A 22,547-nucleotide genomic window follows, 5' to 3' on the forward strand; every position below is an offset into this window, starting at 1 on the left:
TAGAGAGGCACATTTACCTGTCAACTCACGCTTCGGTGCGATTTCGAACGATCCCCTGCGGCGATAGGGTAGTGCAGGCGCGTTGCTCGCGCCTTAATCTTCCTGCCGCACCCGGCCAATAAACGGCAGGTTCCGGTTGCGCTGCGCATAGTCGATCCCGTAGCCCACGACGAATTCGTCGGGGATCTCGAACCCGACCCAATCGGCCTCAATCTCTACCTCTCGGCGAATTTTCTTGTTCAGAAGCGCGATGGTCTTCAGGCGGTTCGGCTGACGTTGCTTCAGCAGCGCCACCACGTGGGTCAGCGTGTGGCCGGTATCGACGATATCTTCCACCACCAGAACATCGCGTCCCTGAATCTCTCCTCGGATATCTTTGAGGATGCGCACCTCGCGCGAGCTTTCCATGGCGTTGCCGTAGCTGGAGGCCTCCAGGAAATCGACCTCAACCGGCAGGTCCAATTCGCGCACCAGATCGGCGATGAACACGAAGGAGCCGCGCAGCAAGCCCACCACGACCAATTTGCTGGTGTCGGCGTATACGGTTTCAATCTCTCGGCATAATTCCTCAATCCGTGCGGCGATGGATTTGGCCGAGATCATCTGCTCGACCGTGTAGCTTTGCTGCGCCATTTCGCCCCCAAATCTTTGTCATGCCTTGAATTCCCTTGTCCGTTTTATGACATGGTCTGCAAAGGTAAAAGCCGAAAGGGTGCCCGTGCCAAGCCATTCTGAAACCCGTGTGCTGCCTTACACTGCCCGACAGATGTATGACTTGGTAGCCGATGTCGCCAAATACCCTGAGTTCATTCCCTGGACAATCGCCACCCGTGTCCGCTCGGTCGAGCGTGGCGAAGGCTGCGATATTATGCACGCCGATATGGTCGTGGGCTTTAAGATGTTCCGAGAGCGTTTCCAAAGCCGCGTCACCCTGTGGGAGTCTGAAGGCAAGATCGACACTGAATACGTCGATGGCCCGTTCAAGTACCTGATATCCAACTGGGAATTTGTGGATGTGGAGGTGGGCTGTGAAGTCCGCTTCAAGGTGGATTTCGAGTTCAAGAACCGCCTGTTACAGGGGGCTGCGGGCTTGTTCTTCATGGACGCGATGCAGCGGATCGTCCGCGCGTTCGAGACCCGCGCCTTGGCGCTTTACGGGTAGACCGGGCCTCAAGCCGGGGGCAATGGGGTCGGGCCGGGGACGATCGGCTCAAGCGTCACAGGAATGCAGCTTCCGGAACAAAAAACGCCCGAACCTTCATGACCCGGACGTTTTGATTTCTTAACGGCGTTAACCCTTAGGACGTGATGTCGTAGGCCCGTTCTCCATGCACCGTGATGTCGAGCCCCGTCACCTCGGTTTCCGCATCCACGCGCAAAGGCGTCACAAGGCCCACAAGTTTCGCGATCACCACGGTCAGAACGCAGGTGTAGATACCCACAACCGCAAGGCCGCCGAATTGGGCCAAGGCGCTGACACCGCTTCCGAAAAAGATGATCATGATGGTGCCGAAGATGCCGCCCACGCCGTGAACCGCAAAGACATCCAACGTATCGTCAACGCGCGCCTTGTTGCGGATCAGGTTCACCGCTTCCTGGCACAGAATACCAGCGACCGAGCCGATGATCAGCGCCGCAACCGGCCCCACAAAGCCCGAGGCCGGCGTGATCGAGGCAAGGCCCGCGATCGTCCCGGTCACGATACCCACGAGCGAGGCCTTACCGTACTTAACCTTTTCCCACAGCCCCCAGGTGATCGACGCCGCAGCGGCTGAAATATGGGTGACGGTGATTGCCATCGCCGCGCCGCCGTCGGCCGCCAGTTGCGAGCCGCCGTTGAAGCCGAACCAGCCAACCCACAGCATCCCCGCACCAATCATCACCATGCCGGGGTTGTGGGGCGGTGTGGTCCTGTTCCGCCGCGCTCCCAAGAGGACGGCTAGGATCAAGGCGGCAAGGCCCGCCGTCTCGTGGACCACGATGCCGCCCGCGAAGTCACGCACGCCGATGTCGCCAAAAATGCCCCCATCCGACAACAAGCCGCCGCCCCAGATCCAGTGGACCACGGGGGCATAGACCGCCAGCATCCAGAGGCCCGAGAAAAGCAGCACAAAGCCATAGCCGATCCGCTCCACATAGGCGCCGACGATCAGGGCGGGGGTGATGATGGCGAAGGTCATCTGGAAAGCGAAGAATAACACTTCGGGAAGAGAGCCAAATAGGGTGTCTGGATTAACGCCGTTAAGAAATGCGCGGTCCAGCCCGCCCCAGAAGCCACTTTCACCGGGGCCGAAGGCGATGGAGTAGCCAACGGCCAGCCAAAGCACGCTCATCACGCAGGCGATTGAATAGACGTGCATGAACACGCTCAACACATTGCGGGCGCGCACGAGGCCGCCGTAGAAAAGTGCCAGTCCCGGCAATGACATAAAGAGAACCAGCGCCGTGGCGACGATGATCCATGCGGTGTCTGCTCCGTTCATTTCGATGTCCCTCTTTCATCGGTTTGGTTCGAGAAAGCGGGTTGTGGGCGCGAGAAAAAGAGGCAGGGGGCGGATTCAGCGCTAATTCTGCGGGCGATTTTTAAAGTGCGCAATAATTAGGCGCGTATCGGTGGACTATGCCTGAACGTTGGGCGCAGCGCGGGCGGCTTCTTCCACCAGTGCCAGCGCGTGGGCAACGGTCCGTGCTCGGACCTGCGCCCGTCCCAAAGCGCCGAATTCGACCGTTTCCACGTGCACCTGGGTCCCTGTCGCGACCCCAAAACACACGCGCCCTTCGGGCTTGTGCTCGGACCCTCCGGGTCCGGCGATGCCGGTGACAGCGACGGCGACCTGCGCCTCGGATCGGGCCAGCGCCCCTTGGGCCATGGCTTCTGCCACCGCTTCGCTGACGGCGCCGTGCGCCTCGATCAGTTCCATGGGCACGCCCAACATCTGCGTCTTGGCGGCGTTGGAATAGGTGATGAAGCCGCGGTCAAACACAGCGGAAGATCCCGCGATATCGGTGACTGCTCCGGCGATCAGCCCGCCGGTGCAGCTTTCCGCCGTGGCCATCATCCAGCCGCAAGCACGCAAAGCGTTAACGGCGTTAACACTCACATCAGCACCACATGTGCGAAGACGGTAAGCAGCGCCACCACCATCGACGCCAACCAGCCCGCGATCACGTCATCAGCCATGATCCCAAACGCCCCGTGCTGGCGATCTGCCCACCCAACGGGGCCGGGTTTCAAGATGTCAAAGGCGCGAAATGCCAGGAATGCGGCGATCAATCCAGGGTAGAGCGCCAGGATGTCTGCCCCCATCATCCACGCGCCAAACGACACTGGCCACAGGGCAATCCATTGGCCTGCGACCTCATCTATCACGATCTCCGACGGGTCGTCGGCGCTGTCGCCCACCTCTTGCAGCACGGCCCACCAGCCCAAGCCGGTCACCGCGAAACTGGCCACGAACAGCAGCCAGAAGCCGCCAATCATGTGCAACACGACCCCGGCAATCAGCCCCGCAAGGCTACCCCAAGTGCCCGGCGCGGGGCGCAGCAGGCCGACGCCGCCCACGGTTGTAATCGCCCGTATCATGGGGCCACCAAGGTTACTGTCGCCATCGCCGCAATCCCTTCTTCCCGGCCGGTAAATCCGAGCCTTTCTGTCGTTGTCGCCTTGACCGACACGCGGCCCACATCGATGCGCAACAGCTCTGCCAAGCGGGCGCGCATCGCACCCGCGACGGGGCCGATTTTCGGCCTCTCGCACATCAATGTAAGGTCAGCGTTGGAGATCTTGAAGCCCCGCGCGGCGGCTAAATCTACAGCGTGGGTCAGGAAAATATGGCTTTGCGCGCCTTTCCATTGCGGGTCCGAGGGCGGGAAATGGGTGCCGATATCGCCCTCGGCCAAGGCGCCGTAGATCGCGTCGGTCACGGTATGGAGGCCCACGTCCGCATCGGAATGCCCCTGCAAGCCGCGGGTGTGCGGAACGGAAACGCCGCAGAGCCATACCTGATCGCCCGGCCCAAACCGATGCACGTCAAACCCATTGCCGACCCGGATATCCATGGTGCTCTCCAGCAGTTTTGCGGCCCGTTCAAAATCACCGGGCGCGGTTAGTTTCAGGTTGGCCTCGTCGCCCGGCGTGATCGCCACATCAAGCCCAAAGGCACGGGCCACGGCGACGTCATCGGCGGCGGGGGTGGTTTGCGCAGCATGGGCGGCGCGGATGGCGTCCAGGTGGAACCCTTGCGGGGTCTGCGCCCGCCACAGGTTGGTGCGATCCTTAACGCCGTTAACGGTTTGCTCCCCGTACCAAAGCGCGTCGGTTACCGGCAGGGCGGGGGCCGCGCCGGGGTGCGAGCCGAGCGCCTCCAGCACCCCGTCGATCACCGCGCGGCTCACCAAGGGGCGGGCGGCGTCGTGGATCAAGACAATCTCGCCGGTTTGAACCGCGTCCAACCCCGCCCGGACCGAGGCTTCTCGGGTCGCCCCGCCGAACACCCGGCGCAGGGGCGTCTGCGTGATTGGGCAGCAGCGGGCGAAATAGGCTTCATCATCGCGGTGGATTACCACGACAATCTCTGCCACCTCTGGATGGGAATCGAAGGCGCAGATCGTGCGGGCAATCACGGGCGTGCCGCATAACTCTCTGTATTGTTTTGGTAATTCTCCGCCCATGCGGGTGCCGCGTCCGGCGGCTACCAGCAGGGCTGTGGCGGGTTGAGAGGGCATGATGGAGGGCGTATGGCTCATGCCCAAGGGTCTAGGCCCAAAGCCTTTCTGGTACAATCTCTTGATGGTCTGCCCGTTTATTCACCGTTAGTGCTTAATATTTGTGCAAATGCACGATTGCGTGCAAAAGGACCCGATCCCTTATTTGTCATCGCCGCGGGCGGGGACTACCAAAATTTGCAGTCACCCATGGAAAATACCTTGTCGCTCACCCTTGGCTCCATCTCCTTATCCCCTCCGGTCCTGCTCGCGCCGATGGCCGGGATCACGGATTTGCCGTTCCGCCGCCTCGTGTCCAGCTTTGGCGCGGGCCTTGTGGTGAGCGAGATGGTCGCCAGCCAGGAAATGGTGGAGGCCAAGACCTCGGTCCGGGCGCGGGCGGAATTAGGGTTAACGGAGCAGGCCAGCGCCGTGCAACTGGCGGGGCGCGAGGCTTATTGGATGGCCGAAGCCGCGCGTATCGCGGAATCCAAGGGCGCGCGGATCATAGATATCAACATGGGCTGCCCCGCGAAAAAAGTCGTGGGGGGGCTGTCGGGTTCTGCTTTGATGCGGGATCTGGACCATGCCCTGCACCTGATCGACGCAGTCGTTAATGCCGTTAACGTTCCCGTCACGCTGAAGACGCGCCTGGGGTGGGATGACGACATGATGAACGCCCCTGAATTGGCGCGGCGGGCGGAAGGCGCGGGCATTCAGATGATCACGATCCATGGCCGAACCCGGTGCCAGTTCTACAAGGGGCAGGCCAATTGGGCGGCGATCCGCGCTGTGAAAGACGCGGTGAATGTGCCGGTCATCGCCAACGGGGACATCGTGAACGCCGCCGCCGCGCGGCAAGCCATGGCGCTTTCGGGGGCCGATGGTGTGATGGTCGGGCGCGGCATTCAGGGGCAGCCTTGGTTGTTGTCGCAGATCGGCGCTTCCTTGTTCGGCACCAAGCCGGCCAAGGTGCCGGAAGGCGCGGCATTCGCAGAGATGGTGGCCACCCACTATCAGGACATGCTGTCGTTTTATGGCGCCGAGTTGGGTTCACGCGTCGCCCGCAAGCACCTTGGCTGGTATATGGACCGGGTCGGCACGGCCTCGGCGCTGCGTAAGAAGATCCTGACTGAAAAAAGAACAGACGATGTGTTTCGGATGTTGCCGGATGCCTTGTTGCATGAAGCAGATAGGGCGGTTGCATGACCGAAATCACCACCGCGCTTTGGGCGTCCCTGCCGACGCCTGCCATGATCCTTGATGCCGACGATTGCATCCGCGACGTGAATCCCGTGGCAGAGACATTCCTGAACGCATCGTTCAAATCCCTTGTCGGCAAGCACGCTTGGGAAAAAATCTATGTGGAGCCCGATCTGCGCGACAGTGTGGCGCGGGTACGTGCGGCGCAGTCGCCGATGTTTGTGAATAGCGTCGATGTGGGGACCAGCAGCCGGCGACCGGTGTCGTGCAACATTCAAATCGGCCCGCTCGCCGACCGCCCTGACCACGTCCTGGTGCTGTTGGAAAACCGAGAGCTTGTGGGCCGGATGAACCGGGCAATGTCCTCCAAGACCGCGGCGAAATCTGCCATCGGCATGGCTGAAATGCTGGCCCATGAAATCAAGAACCCGTTGGCGGGGATCACCGGCGCGGCGCAGCTGATCTCGATGAACGCCAATGCCGAGGACCGAGAGTTAACGGATTTAATCGTTGCCGAAACCCGCCGCGTCCTGAAGCTGTTGGAGCAGGTCGAAGACTTCGGCAATGTGCGCCCGCCGGAACGGCGCCCGGTCAATATCCACGATGTGTTGGACCGCGCGCGCAAGTCGGCCTCGGTCAGTTTTGCGTCACATATGACCCTTGTGGAAGACTACGACCCGTCGTTGCCGCCGACATGGGTGGACCCGGATCAGTTGCAACAAGTGATTGTAAACCTGATGAAAAACGCGGCCGAAGCCGGAAAGTCGGGCGGCACGATCTGGTTGCGCACGTTCTACGAGGCCTCTCTCAAGGTGCGCCGCGCCGATGGGCAGGGCACCGCCGCACCGTTGCAGATTGAAGTTGTCGACGACGGCCCCGGCATTCCGCCCGAACTGCAACAAGACCTGTTCGAGCCGTTCGTTTCGGGCCGCGAAAACGGCACCGGTCTGGGGCTTGCGTTGATTTCAAAGATCGTGGCCGACCACGACGGCTGGATTGCTGTGGAAAGCAAGCCGGGGCGCACTGCGTTTCGCGTGTCATTTCCCGTCGTCCCGAAAGAGGCCCGGTGATGAAAGCGGCAGCCCCCGGTCCGTTTACCATAAGCGGGGAACGCCCCGTACCCATCTGGCGAATAACAACCTAAAAGGCACATGACCCATGGACGGAACCGTTCTAGTTGCAGATGACGACCGCACAATTCGCACCGTGTTGACCCAGGCTTTGACACGGGCAGGGTGCAAGGTTCATGCGACCTCCAGCCTTGTGACGTTGATGCGGTGGGTGGATGAAGGGAAGGGCGATCTGGTGATCTCGGACGTGGTGATGCCCGATGGCAATGGCCTTGATACCCTGCCGCAAATAACCGAACGGCGCCCCGGTCTGCCGGTCATCATCATTTCGGCCCAAAACACGATCATGACGGCGATTCAGGCGACCGAGAAAGAGGCCTACGACTATCTGCCCAAACCCTTTGACTTGCCTGACCTCATGAAGCGTGCAGCCCGCGCGCTAGAGGTCAAACGCCACGCACCCCCTGCCGCAAGGGCGCCGGAATCGGCGCTTCCGGCGATGGGGGAAGACCTGCCACTCGTGGGGCGGACCCCGGCGATGCAGGCGCTCTACTGGCTTGTGGCGCGGGTGATGAACAGCGATCTGCCGGTGCTGGTCACCGGCGAAAGCGGCACGGGCAAGTCCCTGATTGCACGGGCAATTCACGACTTCTCGGATCGTCGCACCTTGCCGTTCGTTGTGGCCTCCGCCGCGGATCTGGAGGGGGCAGACGGGCCCGCGACCATTCTGAACCGCGCCAAGGGCGGCTCCATCTTGTTCGATGAGGTGGGCGATCTGGACGATGACGCACAGGCGAAGATCGTGCGGATGCTCGACGCCATGCCCCAGGCCAACCCACGCATCATGGCGACGTCGCAAAAGGACCTTGCCGACCGGATGGAAGAGCGGAGCTTTCGCCAAGACCTGTTCTATCGTCTGAGCGGTGTCAGCATCACTGTACCGGCTTTGCGCGAGCGGGTCGACGACATCCCCCTTCTGAGCACCCACTTCTTGGCCCGCGCGGAACGTGACGGGGCCGCCCCCCGGCGCTTCTCGGCCGAGGCGCTGGACCTTGTGCGCGCCTACACCTGGCCCGGCAACGTGCGCCAGTTGGAGAACGCGATCCGCCGCCTGACGGTCACGGCCCAGACCGAGGAAATCACCCGCGCAGAGGTGGAGGCCGTCTTGGGCTCTCAACCCGCGATCGAGCCGCTGATTTCCGGCACAAGCGAGGGCGACAAGCTGAGCGCTTCGGTCGCCAAACACCTGCGCCGTTACTTCGATTTGCACGGCGGTGTGCTCCCATCCCCGGGGCTATACGCCCGTATTTTAAAGGAAGTTGAGGCACCTTTGATCGAAATCGCTCTGGATGCTACGGCGGGAAATCAGGCTAAATGTGCGGACCTTCTGGGCATCAACCGCAATACCTTGCGTAAAAAGATCACCGATCTCGATATTCGCGTGACACGCCGCCGCAAACTGGTGTAATATCGCAACACGCGTGGCGCATTGGAAACAGGCTTTCGGTGCGTAGCGGTCCTGTCAGGCCGTTCAAATGCGTGATTGTGGGGGATTGAGTGGTGGATGAGCCCGCCCAAGGTTTGGGCGATCAGCATAGACTGATGGACCGTCTAAGTTTGTTGCGCCGCAACAAGCGGTTGCGGAGCATTGGCACCGTAGGCCTTGTGGTGCTGGCGCCTGTCCTTGCGCTGGCAACGTTTTTTGCTTTCAGCCCGCTTAATCAGACCACGGACAGCACGGTGCGCACGCTCGTGTTGCTGGCTGATTTTATTTATATTCTGGTCATCATCACACTGGTTCTACGCGAGGTGGCGCAGATCATTGCCTCGCGCCGGGCGCAATCGGCGGGATCGCGTCTGCACCTGCGGCTCACGGCGATTTTCGGGGTGGTGGCCTTGGTCCCGACCGTGGTCGTGGCCGTCCTTGCCGTTCTGAGTGTGAACATGGGACTAGAGGGCTGGTTCTCGGATCGCGTCTCTACCGCGCTTGGAAATTCCGTAGATGCGGCCGTGGCTTACCAACAAGAACACCGCGATGATCTGGAACAGGATGCCCGAGCATTGGGGGCCTATTTGAACATCAACCGCCGCGCGACACCGTTCCTGTCCGATGGAGACTTGCGGCAGGTCCTGAACACCGGACAAAGCCAAATTCAGCGCGGCCTGCGAGAGGCCTTCGTGATCGACAGCGCCGGAGAAATCCGGGCACGCGGCGCCCGGTCCTACCTGTTCGACTACGACGCCCCGAGCGCCGAAGACCTGGCCTTGGCCTCTGGCGGTGAGGTGGTGCTCTCCGAGGACCGCGCCCAAAACGAATTCCGCGCCCTCTACCGCTTGGCGGCGTTTCCTGACCGCTACCTCTATATCTCGCGCGAGGTTGATGGACAGATTATCGCGCTGCTCGATGAGACAGAGCAGACCGTGCTTTTGTATCGTCAGGTTGAAGAGGACCGGGGGCGGCTGCTGTTTGACTTCGCGCTTTTGTATCTGGGCTTTGCGACGCTGATGATCCTCGCCGCGATCTGGGCGGGACTGTCATTTGGCGAGCGTTTGTCGCGCCCCGTGGGCCAGCTTGCAGGCGCCGCGCAACGGGTGGGGCAAGGCGACCTTGACGTGCGCGTGCCCGAGGCGACATCGGACGACGAGATCGCCATGTTGGGGCGGTTGTTCAACCAGATGACCCGCCAGCTAAAGGGCCAGCGTGAAACGATGGTCGAACAGAACGCCGCGACCGAGGAATCCCGGCGGTTGTTTGATAGCGTCTTGTCCTCGGTCACCGCGGGCGTTGTGGGGCTGGAGGAAGGCGGACGCGTGGACTTCATGAACCGCTCGGCCCGGCGCTTGTTGGCCTTGGTCGAGCAACGCGATAACGGCCTGACGCTAGAGGCCGCGATCCCAGAATTTGCCTCGCTTTTCAACAAGTTGACGGGCACAGCTGCGGAAACGGTTCAAGAAGAAATCAAACTGACTCGGGGCGGCAAGCAGGAAAGTCTGCTGGTGCGCATGGCCACCCGCCGCAACGAGGCCGGAGATCTGGAAGGCTATGTGGTGGCCTTCGACGACGTGACCCAATTGGTCAGCGCTCAGCGCATGGCCGCCTGGGGCGACGTGGCGCGGCGGATTGCCCATGAAATCAAGAACCCTTTGACCCCGATCCAGCTCTCGGCCGAACGCATTAAGCGTAAGTTCTCCAAGATGTTGGAGGGCGAAGATCAAGCATCCCTAGAGCAGATGACCGGGGTCATCGTGCGTCAAACCAACGACCTGCGCCGGATCGTTGATGAATTCTCCAAGTTTGCCCGGATGCCCGAGCCCGAAACCCGCACGGAAGATATAGTTCAACTGCTGAACAATTCGATTTTGCTGCAACGGGCAGGGCAGCCGGGGACACGGTTCGAGATCAATATCCCCGATCGTGAAGTCATGGCAGAGGTCGATTCAACCATGATCGGCCAAGCGCTCACCAATCTGTTGAAGAACGCGGGCGAAGCCATTGAAAGTCTTTACGAAAAGGGTAAGCCCCAAGGGCATGAGCCACAGCTGAAAGTGGACGCGTCATTGACCCCGAATGCGATCTGTATCGAGATTTCCGACAACGGGATCGGCCTGCCGCCGGACCGCGCGAAATTGTTTGAACCCTACGTCACAACACGCGATAGCGGCACGGGTCTAGGCCTGCCGATCGTTAAAAAAATAATTGAGGAGCATGGCGGAACGCTAGAGCTGCGGGATGCGGAACCGTTCACCGACGGCGCCCATCGCGGGGCCACAGCGCGTATTACCCTGCCACGCATTCCCGACAACAGTGGAGATTGAGTATGAGTGATATTCTTGTCGTCGATGACGAACGCGACATCCGGGAATTGATCTGCGATATTTTGCAGGATGAGGGTTTCAGCACCCGCATGGCGGGCAATTCGGACGAGGCCATGGCCGAGTTGAACAAAGCCGAGCCGGGGCTGATGATCCTGGATATCTGGCTCAAGGACAGCAACATGGACGGGATTGATATCCTGGGCCATGTGAAGCGCGATAACCCAGAGGTTCCGGTGGTGATCATCTCGGGCCACGGAAATGTGGAAATCGCCGTCGCGGCGATCAAGCAGGGCGCCTACGACTTCATTGAAAAGCCCTTTAACATTGACCAGTTGATGGTCGTTATCAAACGGGCGATGGAAACCAGCCGCCTGCGCCGTGAAAACGTGTCTCTGCGTCGCCAGGAAACACGCTCGGCCGATATGATCGGCAGCTCCTCGGCGTTCCGCACGATGAAAAGCCAGCTGGATAAAGTGACAAAATCCAACGGCCGCGTGATGCTGACGGGCGGCCCCGGAACCGGCAAGGAAGTGGCCGCGCGCTACATCCACGCCGAAAGCAACCGCGCCGATGCGCCCTTCGTGACGGTCTCCAGCGCCTCGATCCAGCCTGACCATATGGAAGAGGTGCTTTTTGGCCGCGAAAGCCAACAAAGGGGGGTGGAACAAGGCCTGCTGGAACAAGCCCACGGCGGCGTGATCTATTTCGATGAGGTCGCAGATATGCCCTTGGCGACGCAGGGCAAAATTCTGCGCGTGTTGGTGGACCAAAGCTTCACCCGGGTGGGCGGCACAGCGAAAGTACGGGTGGACCTGCGGGTGATCTCGTCCACGACCAAAGACCTCAACGCGGAAATTGCCGAAGGGCGGTTCCGTGAAGAATTGTACCACCGCCTCAACGTGGTCCCGGTCGAAGTGCCGTCTTTGGAAGATCGGCGTGAGGACGTGCCGGAACTGGCGCGCTACTTCATTGACCTGTTCAACAAGGAACAAGGCATGGCGGCCCGCGAGTTGGGCGAAGACGCCAGCGCGATGCTGCAAACGATGGCTTGGCCGGGCAATGTGCGCCAGCTCAAGAATGTGATCGAGCGGGTGATGATCCTGGGCGACGGCTCCGGCCCGATCGAAGCCCGCGATCTGCCGGGACAGGAAGAAGCGCCCACCTCCGAAGATGATCTCGCCCTGTCGGCTTCCCTGACGACACTCCCCCTGCGCGAGGCGCGAGAACTGTTTGAGCGGCAATACCTCATGGCTCAAATCAACCGGTTCGGCGGCAATATCTCCCGGACCGCCAGCTTCGTGGGCATGGAACGCTCGGCGCTGCACCGGAAACTCAAATCCCTTGGCGTGGTCACGACGTCCAAGGCAGGAACGCGGGTGGCGCAGGTCAGCGAAGGGTAGGGCACACGCCCCTCCAACGGCTCCTCCAGCCAAAGGCTGTCCTCGCCGCCACCACACGTCCCGAGGTCAGCCAGCCACTCCCCCCCGCTTGCGGGCATCGCTGCCGCCAATGTGCCGCACAACGCTCCCTCCTTCATCTTGGCAAATACAACTCAATCCCGCCCCCGCACCCCAACGCCACGCCCGACATTGACGCGGCCCTCGCAAACTGCGAACAAGACGGCCATTCGGATCGTCACGGGAAAGCCCCCACATGAAGGTCATTATTTGTGGCGCGGGCCAGGTTGGCTGGCAAATCGCGCGGCACCTCTCTTCGGAAAACAACGATGTCACCGTGGTCGATAACAACGCCGATCTTGTGCGGCGGGCGACGGATACGTTGGACGTTCAGGGCCTCACAGGTTTTGCCAGCCACCCCGATGTGTTGGACCGTGCAGGCGCGCGCGATGCCGACATGGTGATCGCGGCCACCTTCTCGGACGAGGTCAACATGGTGACCTGCCAAGTGGCCCATTCGGTCTTTGGCGTGCCGCGCAAGATTGCGCGTCTGCGGGCGCAAAGCTATCTCGACACGATCTACAGCGACCTCTACCGGCGCGATCACTTGCCCATTGATGTGGTCATCTCCCCGGAGAAGGAAGTGGCCGAAGCGGTGCTGAACCGTATCGCGTCGCCCTCGACCTTTGATACCGAAAGCTTCCTGGGTGGCAGCACGCAACTGATGGGGATCGAGCTGGACGAAGACTGCCCCGTCCTCACAACCCCTCTGAAGCAATTGTCGGAACTGTTCTCGACCCTGCGCGCCATCGTTGTGGGCATCCGGCGCGAGGGCACCTTGTTTGCGCCAGAGCCCGGCGATCAGATGTTTGCAGGCGACCAGATCTATGTGTTCAGCCACATTGATGACGTGGCCCGTGCGCTGGAGATCTTCGGCAAAACCCGTGCCATGCCCGAACGCATCGTGATTATCGGCGGCGGCAATGTCGGCCTGAGCGTTGCGTCGCGGCTGGAGAAATCTGCCACAAGGATGCGCACCCGGGTGATCGAGGCGAACCGCACCCGCGCCGAGCGGGCCGCCGATGCCTTGGAGCGCACGATCGTCTTGCACGGCGACGGGCTCGACATTGATCTGTTGCGGGAAGCCGGGGTGGAACGGGCCGATGTGGTGCTGTCCCTGACCGATGATGACAAGACCAACATGCTGGCCTCTGTGCGGGCCAAATCTGCCGGGGCGGGGGTGGCGATCAGCCTCGTGAATGATCCCACTTTGGTGCCGCTGATGTCGCCCCTTGGGATTGATGCCTACGTGAACCCGCGCTCGACCACCGTCAGCTCGATCCTGCGCCATATCCGCCACGGGCGCGTGCGTGGTGTCTACTCCATCGGTGATGCCGAGGCCGAGGTGATCGAGGCGCAGGTATTGTCCACTTCGCCCATGGCGGGCAAGACCATCCGCGATATCGACTTCCCCGAAGGGGCGCTTCTGGGCGCGGTGCAGCGCGGCAAGAAGGTGTTCCGCCCCACCGGCGCCACCCGGATCGAGGAGGGCGACGCCGTGGTGATCTTCGCGCTGACCTCGGACGTGCCAGCGGTTGAAACGCTGCTGCAAGTCTCCATCGACTTTTTCTGACAGCCGCGCGCGATGACCGCTTATTTCCGCAATCTGCCGTTCTTCGCGATCCTGATATTCGTGGCCTCCGGGGCAATGTTCATCCCGGCCGCCGTGGCCACGGGGATGCAGGATTTCGCGACCGGGCGGGTGTTTTTCTATACCGCGATGATGGTGGGCATGGGGGCGATCCTTCTGGGGTTTGCCTGCCAGACGCCACGCCGCCCGCCGTCTGAGCGCAGCCATCTGGCCTCGCTCTTTCTGGCCTACCTTTGGCTGCCTCTGGTCTTGGCGCTGCCGATGGATCAGGCGGTGCGCAATACCTACTTCATCAACGTCTACCTCGATATGGTCTCGGCCCTGACCACCACCGGGGCCGAGGTTTTTGACCCCGAACGCCTTGCCCCTGCCGTGCACCTTTGGCGCGGCCTTGTGGGGTGGTTTGGCGGGCTTTTGATCTGGATCACCGCCTTTGCGGTTCTCGCGCCGTTGAACCTTGGCGGCTACGAGGTGACATCGGAGGCGACGGTTCAGGGCAAGATCGTGAACGCCCGTGGCCAGATGCGGGCCGCCGGCGCGTCCGAGAGGTTGCGCAAACACGCCGTGCGCCTGACGCCGATCTATGCGGGTCTGACGGTCGTGCTGGCCGTGGGCCTGACCGCTGGCGGAGAGGACCCGTTGGTGGCGGCCATCCACGCCATGTCCACGCTGGCCACATCGGGCATCAGCCCCGTAAGCGGGCTGGCAGAGCGGCCCGTGGGGATGTTTGGCGAGGCGCTGATTTTCGTGTTCTTCCTCTTTGCCCTGTCGCGGCGCACCTACTCCAGCGGCGCGGGCCGGGAATTGCGCGAACGCCTGACCAAAGACCGCGAAATCCGCCTGGCGCTCTTTGCTGGCATCGTGCTGCCGACGCTTTTGTTCGTCCGCCACTGGTTTGGCGCCTACGAGGTGCACGAGCTGGCAGACGGCGAAGCCGCCGTTTCGGCCCTGTGGGGGGCGGTCTTCACCGTGATCTCGTTTCTCACCACGACGGGTTTCGTCAGCGAAGCCTGGGGCGACGCGCGGGCATGGTCGGGGCTGCAAACACCGGGGTTGCTGCTTGTCGGACTGGTGTTGATGGGCGGCGGCGTGGCGACAACGGCGGGCGGGGTGAAACTGCTGCGGGTCTATGCGCTCTATAAACATGGGGTGCGCGAGATGGGGAAATTGATCTACCCCAACTCGGTCGCCGGTGCGGGCCGTCTGGGGCGGCGTATTCGCCGCGAGGGTGCCTATATCGCATGGGTCGTATTCATGTTGCTGGTGCTGAGCATCGCGGTGGTGATGGTGGGCCTGTCGTCCACGGGCCTTGATTTTGAAGTCTCTACCATCCTTGCGATCTCCAGCCTGACAACGACCGGGCCGCTGGCTTCGGTGGCCGGGGCCGAGCCGATTGATTACTTCCTTCTGTCCGATATCGCGAAACTGATCTGCGCGGGCGCGATGATCGTGGGCCGTATCGAAACCCTTGTGATGATTGCGCTACTAAACCCCGCGTTCTGGCGCGATTGACGGAGAGTCAACAGCCGGGGGTGGAAATCCTGCAGAATCGCAGACATAGTGGACGGGCACGAAACGTAACCGGGGAAAACCTCGGGCCAAAAACACCAACAGGGCGTATAAAAAAATGGCCGAAAATAAACAAAACTTGCAGGATGCGTTCCTGAATCACGTCCGCAAGACGAAGGTTCCGGTGACGATATTCTTGATAAACGGCGTGAAACTGCAAGGTGTCATCACTTGGTTTGATAACTTTTGTGTGCTCTTACGCCGCGATGGACAGTCGCAACTTGTCTACAAACACGCGATTTCCACCGTAATGCCTGCGCAACCCATCAGCCTTTACGACGGGGAAGAGTGAGCGCCGATAGCCGCGCCACTGAACTCGGGGACGGGGACCTTGAAAAAGGCCCAATGCGGGCGCTTGTCCTGCACCCAGATATCAAGTCCGACCGTGCCCGTCGTGCGCCCGAATTCGCGTTGGATGAAGCCGTGGCCCTTGCCGCCGCGCTGCCCGATCTGGAAGTCGTTGACGCCCAGGTCGTGCGTCTGCCCCGTGCGCAGCCCGGCCTGTTGTTTGGCACCGGCAAGATCAAGGAATTGCACGATCTGGTGGAGGCGCTGGATATCGGCCTTGTGTTGATCGACGGCCCCGTGACGCCAGTGCAGCAGCGCAATCTTGAAAAGGAATGGGGCTGCAAGGTTCTGGACCGAACCGGGTTGATCCTGGAGATTTTTGCCGACCGCGCCGCCACCCGTGAGGGCGTGTTGCAGGTCGAACTGGCGGCTTTGTCCTATCAACGCACGCGCCTTGTGCGGGCCTGGACCCACCTGGAACGCCAGCGGGGCGGGCTTGGCTTTGTGGGCGGCCCCGGTGAAACCCAGATCGAGGCCGACCGCCGCGCCATTGATGAGGCCGTGACCCGCATCAAACGGCAATTGGGCAAGGTGGTGAAAACCCGTGCCCTGCACCGGTCTGCCCGGGCCAAGGTGCCCTATCCGATTGTCGCCCTGGTCGGCTACACCAACGCCGGAAAGTCGACGCTTTTCAACCGCTTGACGGGCGCTGACGTGATGGCGAAAGACATGCTTTTTGCCACCCTCGACCCCACCATGCGGGCCGTGACATTGCCCGATGGCACCGATGTAATCCTGTCCGATACGGTGGGTTTCATTAGCGATCTGCCAACGCAGCTTGTGGCCGCCTTCCGCGCCACTCTGGAAGAAGTGCTCGACGCTGATCTGATCGTGCATGTACGCGACATCAGCCACCCGCAATCGGCCGAGCAGGCCAAGGATGTGCATACGATCCTGGCCGATCTGGGCGTGTCGGACCAATCCGCACAGCTGGAGGTCTGGAACAAACTCGATCTTCTGGATGCAGAGGCGCAAGAGGCCCGCCAGACCGAAGCCGACCGGAACGAGGCGATCTTTGCCACCTCGGCCCTGACCGGCGCAGGCATGGCCGAGATGTTGGCAGCGGTGTCAGAATCCCTGTCTCCGCCGCGGTTCGAGGACGTGGTCACACTGCCCCACAGCGACGGACGCAAGCGCGCTTGGCTGTTTGAGCAGGGCGTGGTGGAAAGCGAACTGCCGGGCCAGGACGGCACTGAATTGTCCGTTCTCTGGACCGCGCGGCAGCAAAAGGCGTTCCGCTCTTTGTAGGGCGCCTTACTGGGGCGGCGACAGCACCGTGATGCCAAGGTTGGCAGCGCGTGCCAGCTCTGGGTCGAGCGTCATCGGCACATATTCCCCGCGCCGCCAAAGCTCTCCCATATCGTCGTAGTGACGGCTGAAAGGGTGGCCCGATTGCCCGGTAGAGATGATGAATACTGAACTATCGGGGTCGGCGAAGTCGTAAACCCCGCGATAGCCCGCGCCATGGATGTTGATGTAGGGCTCCGGCCCGGTGCCGGGGGTGGCGGCCCGGTTCAGGGTGAAATCGCCGCCCGATGTTGCTTGGCGGATGTTCACGATCCACGAAAACAGCCGCGTGTCACCCAGGACCGGATGCACATGCACCGCCTCATGGGCCGCGCCCCAACGCCAACTTTCAATGTCGCTGCCGTAGCTTTCCGACAGCTCCTGCAGCGCCTCGTCCAGCGCCAGTTCCGCCATGTCGGTGCAGGTCTCGATGGCGTTGGACGGGCGCACATCGCACCAGCTTGAGGCGCCGTCGATGTTGCGGAACACGCGCTCCAGAAACACCGGTTCCACCTGCCAGAACTCTTCGGCCAAGGGGCCAATATCGTCACGGATCAGGCGGTGCTGCAACGCCCGCATCCACGCGGCGAAAATCAGCGGCTCGGGCAAATGTTCGTTCATCTCGCCGTTCCAATCGGCCAGAAGCTCCAGCGCCCGCTGGCGTAAGCGCTCAGTCGTGCCGATGGCGGCGGGCTGGCCGGTGAACCACAGATCCCGCGCCACCAGCGGCAGCAGGTTGCGCGCGGCGGGGGACACGGTATCAAGCTGCGCCCCGATGAAACTGTCGCGGGTGTGAACCTCTCTTGCTTCCATCAGCAGGCCAAGGCGCTGAATGCGCTGCGTGTCGCCCCAGAAGTAACTGACATGAAGGGGGAAATCACGCTCCACCATCTTGTTGTTGGTATTGCCCAAGGCGCCGCTTTCGGGGTCCAGAAAGGTGGGGTTGGCGAAATATTGCGTCGTGCCTTGCCACAGGTTGCCTTCCACCCACCCGCGCGACGGCATCCGGGCTTGGGTCTCATGCTCGATCAAGCGCCAGGGCATATGGCCGATCACTTGCATCGCAATGCGCCCATCTTCCGAGGCCAGCATCAGGTTGGCCGAGGGCGCGACGTAGTCGGCCCCGGTCTCCAACGCCTCTTCGATGGTTCGCGCCCGCATCAGGCGCAGCCCGGCCTGGATGGTTGTGTTCTCGTCGGTCAGCGCGGTCCAGCGCATCGCCATGACATGGCCCGCGGGGGTCACGCTGCCCGCGTTCCAATGGGCGCCGGGGATGACGGGACCGTTGACCGTGTTGCGCAGGGTAATGGTGACGGGGGCTTCATCGGCGATCTCGATAATCTCGCGCCGGGTGTCGAAATCGGCCCAACCGTCGGGCGTACGGTATTGCTGAGAATTCTCAGGGTTAACCTGTTCGATATAGAGGTCGATGTCGTCCAGATAGGCGGCGGTCAGCCCCCAGCTGAGCCGGTCTGTGCGGCCATTGAGGATGGTGGGCATACCGGGGATGGTGGCCCCGATGACGCCGCCCGTGGCCAGCTCCAACCGCGCAAGATAGAAGGTGGAGGGCGCGGTCAGGTTCATATGCGGGTCCGAGGCCATCAGGGCACCGCCCGCAGCCGAGCGGGCAGGGGTCGCAGCCCACACATTGGACGCGCCGCCCCGGTTCAGCCCAAAGGCATTGGGGTGCAGGGGATCGCGCGGCGCGCTCGCGCCCGTGGCTTCGGCAAACATCCGGCGCGGCAGCTGCATCAGGCTGGCGAAATCCCCCAGTTCGGCTGCGCCAGACCCCGGCGCATCGGGCATCAGGTCGGTGATCCGCGCCGGATCGGGCAGAGCAAGCGAGGCCCGCGCCCGCAGGATCTCATTCTCGTGGTGCGTCGCCATCTCCAGCGCCATCAGCGTTGAGATCAGGACAGAATCCGTGGGCCGCCACGGGGCAATTTCCGGCTCGAACAGGAACAACTCCGGAGCGCCGCGCCCCAAGGCCTCGGTGCCGATCAGGCGCAGCCATGCGTTCACGCCGTCGGCATAGGCCTGCAAGATCCCCATGGTTTCATCGGACAAGGCATTCAGGGATCGGCTCGCGTGGCCATCCAGATCCAGCCTGCGCATCAGGTCGTCAATCTCCAGCGTGCGCCGCCCGAAGATTTCGGAAAGACGCCCTTGGCCCTGTCGGCGCATCAGCAGCATTTGCCACAGGCGGTCTTGGGCGTGGCTGAAGCCGAGCCCATAGTAGGCATCGTGATCGGTCAGGGCGAAGACATGGGGCACAGCGGCGGTGTTGCGTACGATTTCCACCGGGGCTTGCAGGCCGGGAACCGTCCAATCGGCTTCATATTCGGGGATCGAGCGTCCGGCTATCCAGTAAAACAAGGTGCCGACCAGCACGACGATCACAAGTCCAGCGCCGACAAGACGGGTCAGCCATCGCAGGAGAGTCATCATCGGTTGCGTGGCCTTTCACCCCAGAGAGTCGCGCATGCGCATCGCAAATCTCTACCTTGCAGCGGCCTGTGCCGCAATGGCGGCAAAGATCACATCCAGTTCCCGCGCGGCCACGGCCAAATCGGGGGCGGCGGCGTCGGTATAGGGGGCGAATAGGTGCGAGGGGCGGATATAGCTGAGCGTCCCAGTGCCGTCGGCGTTTTCGGTGACGTAAAGGCGGATCGGGGCGTGGATCATCGCGGGCGTGGACAGGCGCACGATGCGCACGGCGAAAGCGTTGTTGAAAGCGCCGATGACCATGTTGCCGGGGATGGTGACGCCCCTGTTTGCGGCGGCGGCGGTGGGGCCTGCGCGGGTCACGACGGCCAAGCCATTGTCGCTGACGGCGGCGCGGGTCCGTTCGGTTAGGGTCGCGAAATCATGGGCGGTGGCGTGGACCTCCCACCCCGGTAGCGGGGCAATGTCGGCGACCTCTTGGGCCGAAACAGGCAGGGACAGGGGCAGGGCTAGGATCAGGATCGCAAGAAACGCGCGCAGCATGAAAGACCTCCGACAGGGTGGAGGTGGCACAGTGGACTGGCCACGGGTAGGCGGCCAGTCACAGATGCGCGAGGGTGTTTTGGCGTGCGGCGTTTACGGAATGATCCGCGTGTAGCGTGTGCCGTCCAGGGTTGCCCCGATGATCAGGCCCGCTTGGCCGTAGATCACCGCAATCACTGGCTCGGCCAATGTAGCCGTATCAAAGCCCAGATTGCCCGCGTTGGTGTTAACCGCATAGCGCACATCCGCACCCACGGACCACCCGACAGAGCCGCGGAAATCGGCCAAGGCAGAGGGGGTCATGAAGAACAAGGTATGCGCATATTGTTGCGCGCCGATCTGCAAGCCAAAGCTGCCGGACACGGCCGAGTAATAATCCACCGTCGCCCCGCCCACGCGCAACGCGCCACGTCCGTAGCTTGCGCCGACGCCGAAACCGGCCTCGGAAATCAGCGGCATGACCAACATGCCCGAGGCCTGCGAGATCAGGTCCGCGGTGCCGGGCACCTCTTGCTGCATGAACTCGATCGCGGCGTCTACGCGGCTATCAATGCGCGGCGCATTGGCGTTGCCCAGCGGGTTGCCGCATGCTGCGAGAAGCGGGAGTGATCCCGCGCCGAGAAGAACGGAACGCCGGGAAAGCGCTGGTGTCGAAAGACCATCTGCCATGGGAATACCTTGCCTATATAACTGCATTTGCCGGGACTTTGCGCCCCGATCCTTGGCGGCAAGAATACGCCGAAAAACCTGCCCTGTCATCCGTGAAACCACTGCATCTGCGGGTTTTCGCCGATGTCAGGGCGCAGGACGTGCGCTATCCGTTCAACAGCTTCGCCACGCGCGGTGCGAAATACGTCAACACCCCGTCACAGCCCGCCCGGCGAAACGCCATCAGGCTTTCCAGCATGACCTTGTCTCCGTCGATCCAACCGTTGCCCGCCGCCGCCTGGATCATCGCGTATTCGCCGCTGACCTGGTAGGCAAAGGTCGGTGCGCCGAAGCGGTCTTTGACCTGGCGGCAGAGGTCCAGATACGGCATGCCGGGTTTGACCATCACCATATCCGCCCCTTCGCTCAGGTCGCGTTCGACGCAGCGCAGGGCCTCTCGGGCGTTCAGCGGGTCAATCTGGTAGGTCTTCTTGTCGCCCTTCAATGCGCCCGACGCGCCCACCGCATCGCGGAACGGGCCGTAGAAGGCGCTGGCGAATTTCGCAGCGTAGGACATGATCGTCACGTTTGTATGGCCCTCGGCCTCCAGCACGGAGCGGATCGCGCCAATGCGCCCGTCCATCATATCGGACGGCCCCAAAATGTCGGCCCCCGCTTCGGCCTGGGCCAGCCCCATCTTCACCAGCGCCTCGACCGTTTCGTCATTGACGATCACATCGTCGCGCACGATGCCGTCGTGGCCGTTGATGTTGTAGGGGTCCAGTGCGATGTCGGTCATGATCGCAATCTCGATCCCTGCATCCCGGATCGCACGAATGGCGCGGTTTGACAGGTTGTCCGGGTTCCAGGCCTCCTCGCAAAGCTCGGTTTTCAGGGCAGGGTCGGTGTAGGGAAAGATGCAGATCGCCGGGATGCCAAGGCGGGCCGCGTCCCGCGCGGCCTCTACCACCAGATCAACCGATAGGCGCTCCACACCGGGCATCGAGGCTACGGCCTGCCGCTCATTGGTGCCGGCGCAGACGAAAACGGGCCAGATCAGATCATGGACCGACAGCTGGCTTTCGCGCACCAGATTGCGCAGCGCGCCCGAGGACCGGTTGCGCCGAAAACGGGTCTGCGGAAACGAGGCTTGATTGACGGTCATGGGAACAAACTTTCGCTGATTTCAGGCGCGACAGAGGTGCCACGGCAACGCACGCCACGCAAGGCCACCCCCAACACAACGGGGGACTAGCATCTGCCTATCGCCGCGCATATGGTGCGCAAAATTGCCGCCTGCCTAATTGGAATACCCTTTGGACTTCTTCGATCTTCTTACCGAAGTGATCGACCTCCGGTCGTTCTCAAACCTGTGGTATTGGATAGTCCTTGCCATCCTGTGGTCCTCGATGAGCCATTGGACCGTCGGCGTCCCTTACTACCTTGTCACCCGGTCCAAACGCGGCGACGCGCAGGCAGCCGAGGATTTGCTGGTGCTCACCCGAATGAACGCGGAACGTAACGTGACCTACGCGCAGACCTCCGGCACCGTTGCGATGGGTTTTTCGACCTTTATCCTGTCGGGCCTTGCTGTCACGGGATGGGCCTATGGGGTGGAGTTTTCGCAGGCGATTTTCCTGCTCTTGTGCCCCTCCATGCTGGTGATCGCGCTTGGTGTCTGGACGTCTTACCGCCTGAAAGCAGATGACTATCGCCATGTGCCGCAGATCCTGCGCCAGCACCGCACGATGGTTCAGATGTTGGGCGTCGTGTTCATCTTTGTCACCGCTTTCTGGGGCATGTACCAAAACGTCAACGTCGGCCCCTTGGGGTGACAGGCTTGACTTGACCGCGCTTCGGCGTAGG

At 61.9% G+C, this 22,547-nt stretch carries 20 protein-coding genes; 11 read left to right on the top strand and 9 right to left on the bottom strand.

What is annotated here, in order from left to right; genetic code table 11:
• Positions 1 to 93: 93 nt before the first annotated feature.
• On the bottom strand, positions 94 to 633 hold the full coding sequence (hpt, locus tag AADW23_RS13150) for a hypoxanthine phosphoribosyltransferase (RefSeq protein ID WP_341861398.1): 540 nt from the start codon (positions 631 to 633) through the stop codon (positions 94 to 96).
• Between the two features lie 85 nt (positions 634 to 718).
• On the opposite strand from hpt, the gene AADW23_RS13155 reads away from it, so the two are divergent.
• Entirely contained in the window at positions 719 to 1,162 is a 444-nt protein-coding gene (locus AADW23_RS13155; RefSeq protein WP_341861399.1) for a type II toxin-antitoxin system RatA family toxin, read from the top strand.
• A gap of 136 nt (positions 1,163 to 1,298) precedes the next feature.
• Here the strand turns inward: AADW23_RS13155 and AADW23_RS13160 are convergent, their stop codons facing one another.
• The 4 genes from AADW23_RS13160 to AADW23_RS13175 form a co-directional block, all read right to left on the bottom strand.
• Positions 1,299 to 2,483 carry an ammonium transporter gene (locus tag AADW23_RS13160; RefSeq protein ID WP_341861400.1) on the bottom strand — a complete coding sequence of 395 codons (1,185 nt, stop codon included), beginning with the start codon at positions 2,481 to 2,483 and terminating at the stop codon, positions 1,299 to 1,301.
• Positions 2,484 to 2,618: 135 nt separating this feature from the next.
• Positions 2,619 to 3,101 carry a CinA family protein gene (locus AADW23_RS13165; RefSeq protein ID WP_341861401.1) on the bottom strand — a complete coding sequence of 161 codons (483 nt, stop codon included), beginning with the start codon at positions 3,099 to 3,101 and terminating at the stop codon, positions 2,619 to 2,621.
• Positions 3,098 to 3,583 carry a phosphatidylglycerophosphatase A gene (locus AADW23_RS13170; RefSeq protein WP_341861402.1) on the bottom strand — a complete coding sequence of 162 codons (486 nt, stop codon included), beginning with the start codon at positions 3,581 to 3,583 and terminating at the stop codon, positions 3,098 to 3,100. The genes AADW23_RS13165 and AADW23_RS13170 overlap by 4 nt, the downstream gene beginning before the upstream one ends.
• A complete protein-coding gene (locus AADW23_RS13175; protein ID WP_341861403.1) occupies positions 3,580 to 4,746 on the bottom strand; it encodes a bifunctional 2-C-methyl-D-erythritol 4-phosphate cytidylyltransferase/2-C-methyl-D-erythritol 2,4-cyclodiphosphate synthase in 1,167 nt (388 codons plus the stop codon). Before AADW23_RS13175 ends, AADW23_RS13170 begins: the two co-directional genes overlap by 4 nt.
• Before the next feature lie 168 nt (positions 4,747 to 4,914).
• On the opposite strand from AADW23_RS13175, the gene dusB reads away from it, so the two are divergent.
• The 9 genes from dusB to hflX all read left to right on the top strand — a co-directional run bounded on the left by dusB (position 4,915) and on the right by hflX (position 17,006).
• Positions 4,915 to 5,913, top strand: a complete 999-nt coding sequence (dusB, locus tag AADW23_RS13180; RefSeq protein WP_341861404.1) for a tRNA dihydrouridine synthase DusB — start codon at positions 4,915 to 4,917, stop codon at positions 5,911 to 5,913.
• Complete coding sequence (locus tag AADW23_RS13185) at positions 5,910 to 6,977, top strand: ATP-binding protein (RefSeq protein ID WP_341861405.1); 1,068 nt, start codon at positions 5,910 to 5,912, stop codon at positions 6,975 to 6,977. Before dusB ends, AADW23_RS13185 begins: the two co-directional genes overlap by 4 nt.
• 88 nt (positions 6,978 to 7,065) lie before the next feature.
• Positions 7,066 to 8,445, top strand: coding sequence for a response regulator (locus AADW23_RS13190; RefSeq protein ID WP_341861406.1), 1,380 nt, complete (start codon positions 7,066 to 7,068; stop codon positions 8,443 to 8,445).
• 134 nt (positions 8,446 to 8,579) lie between these two features.
• Positions 8,580 to 10,793 (top strand): PAS domain-containing sensor histidine kinase, encoded by a 2,214-nt coding sequence (locus AADW23_RS13195; RefSeq protein ID WP_341861407.1) that lies wholly within the window; start codon positions 8,580 to 8,582, stop codon positions 10,791 to 10,793.
• A 2-nt stretch (positions 10,794 to 10,795) separates the two neighbouring features.
• The gene (locus AADW23_RS13200) at positions 10,796 to 12,193 is read left to right on the top strand and encodes a sigma-54 dependent transcriptional regulator (RefSeq protein ID WP_341861408.1); all 1,398 of its coding nucleotides are present in this window, start codon (positions 10,796 to 10,798) and stop codon (positions 12,191 to 12,193) included.
• A 253-nt stretch (positions 12,194 to 12,446) separates the two neighbouring features.
• Positions 12,447 to 13,823 (top strand): Trk system potassium transporter TrkA, encoded by a 1,377-nt coding sequence (gene trkA, locus AADW23_RS13205; RefSeq protein WP_341861409.1) that lies wholly within the window; start codon positions 12,447 to 12,449, stop codon positions 13,821 to 13,823.
• 12 nt (positions 13,824 to 13,835) lie between these two features.
• Positions 13,836 to 15,353, top strand: a complete 1,518-nt coding sequence (locus AADW23_RS13210) for a potassium transporter TrkG (RefSeq protein ID WP_341861410.1) — start codon at positions 13,836 to 13,838, stop codon at positions 15,351 to 15,353.
• A 115-nt stretch (positions 15,354 to 15,468) separates the two neighbouring features.
• Positions 15,469 to 15,702 (top strand): RNA chaperone Hfq, encoded by a 234-nt coding sequence (gene hfq / locus AADW23_RS13215; RefSeq protein ID WP_011455365.1) that lies wholly within the window; start codon positions 15,469 to 15,471, stop codon positions 15,700 to 15,702.
• A 53-nt stretch (positions 15,703 to 15,755) separates the two neighbouring features.
• Positions 15,756 to 17,006: a GTPase HflX gene (gene hflX, locus AADW23_RS13220; RefSeq protein ID WP_341861411.1), complete on the top strand. Its 1,251-nt coding sequence runs from the start codon at positions 15,756 to 15,758 to the stop codon at positions 17,004 to 17,006.
• Between the two features lie 6 nt (positions 17,007 to 17,012).
• Here hflX and AADW23_RS13225 read toward each other — a convergent pair whose 3' ends face one another.
• From AADW23_RS13225 to hemB, 4 genes are all read right to left on the bottom strand, one after another.
• Positions 17,013 to 19,493: a penicillin acylase family protein gene (locus tag AADW23_RS13225; protein ID WP_341861412.1), complete on the bottom strand. Its 2,481-nt coding sequence runs from the start codon at positions 19,491 to 19,493 to the stop codon at positions 17,013 to 17,015.
• Positions 19,494 to 19,544: 51 nt separating this feature from the next.
• Entirely contained in the window at positions 19,545 to 20,033 is a 489-nt protein-coding gene (locus tag AADW23_RS13230; RefSeq protein ID WP_341861413.1) for a DUF302 domain-containing protein, read from the bottom strand.
• A 93-nt stretch (positions 20,034 to 20,126) separates the two neighbouring features.
• Positions 20,127 to 20,702, bottom strand: a complete 576-nt coding sequence (locus AADW23_RS13235) for a YSC84-related protein (RefSeq protein ID WP_341861414.1) — start codon at positions 20,700 to 20,702, stop codon at positions 20,127 to 20,129.
• A gap of 145 nt (positions 20,703 to 20,847) precedes the next feature.
• Complete coding sequence (hemB, locus tag AADW23_RS13240; RefSeq protein ID WP_341861415.1) at positions 20,848 to 21,846, bottom strand: porphobilinogen synthase; 999 nt, start codon at positions 21,844 to 21,846, stop codon at positions 20,848 to 20,850.
• A gap of 151 nt (positions 21,847 to 21,997) precedes the next feature.
• Between hemB and AADW23_RS13245 the strand changes: the two genes are divergently transcribed.
• The gene (locus AADW23_RS13245; RefSeq protein WP_341861416.1) at positions 21,998 to 22,516 is read left to right on the top strand and encodes a component of SufBCD complex; all 519 of its coding nucleotides are present in this window, start codon (positions 21,998 to 22,000) and stop codon (positions 22,514 to 22,516) included.
• Positions 22,517 to 22,547 lie beyond the last annotated feature (31 nt).

Source organism: Gymnodinialimonas sp. 57CJ19 (assembly GCF_038396845.1).
Lineage (GTDB): Bacteria > Pseudomonadota > Alphaproteobacteria > Rhodobacterales > Rhodobacteraceae > Gymnodinialimonas.